General features: G+C 41.9%; 1 pseudogene. It reads left to right on the top strand.

Annotated elements, in window-relative coordinates:
* Nucleotides 1-313, top strand: a pseudogene (locus KTR06_RS24415) (RHS repeat-associated core domain-containing protein); the annotation flags it as partial.

Consider the following 313-nt stretch of genomic DNA (forward strand, 5'->3'; position numbering starts at 1 on the left):
GGAAAGACCACAACTACTGATTACTTTGACGATGCGATCTATGAAAATGGTGTGCTCACTACTTTGTTGACGGAGTTGGGATATATTTCCCTTGTTGATGGCAAGTATCATTATTACTTGAAAGATCATCAGGGTAATAATCGTGTGGTCGTGGATCAGAATGGTAGTGTAGAGGAGGTGAATCATTATTATCCTTTTGGTGGTACATTTGCTTCGACTTCATCTGTCCAGCCTTACAAGTACAACGGTAAGGAACTGGATAGACAAGGTGGTCTTGACTGGTATGATTATGGGGCGAGACATTATGATGCGG

It is taken from the genome of Bacteroides sp. MSK.20.12 (genome assembly GCF_019052435.1).
Lineage (GTDB): Bacteria > Bacteroidota > Bacteroidia > Bacteroidales > Bacteroidaceae > Bacteroides > Bacteroides xylanisolvens.